The organism is Clostridioides sp. ZZV15-6598, assembly GCF_020657705.1.
GTDB classification, from domain to species: domain Bacteria; phylum Bacillota; class Clostridia; order Peptostreptococcales; family Peptostreptococcaceae; genus Clostridioides; species Clostridioides difficile_F.
In genome coordinates, this window is the sequence record NZ_JAGWCS010000371.1 from 1 (window position 1) to 282 (window position 282).

Below are 282 nucleotides of genomic sequence, written 5' to 3' on the forward strand. Positions count from 1 at the left end.
AATAGAAAAACTATAAATAAGAAACTAGCTATAACCTTTTTAATCTCTATAGTTATACAAGCAATTATTCAGTACATAGCTTTAGTATTATTTATGGGTATATATTATGCTGAAGCAATAGTTATAGAGGTTCTATTTACACTTGTAAGTGTAATTGCTTATTCTTCCATATACAACTTTCTATCTACTAAGTTTAATTACATCAATAATATCTCGAAAAATATAAAAAACATTGAAAATGGAAATCTAAAATATAAGTTAGAAGTGATAGGAGGTGACGAA

The 282-nt window shown here is 24.8% G+C and carries 1 pseudogene; it reads left to right on the forward strand.

The window, feature by feature from the left end:
- Positions 1–282, forward strand: a pseudogene (locus KGF50_RS22100) (sensor histidine kinase); the annotation flags it as partial.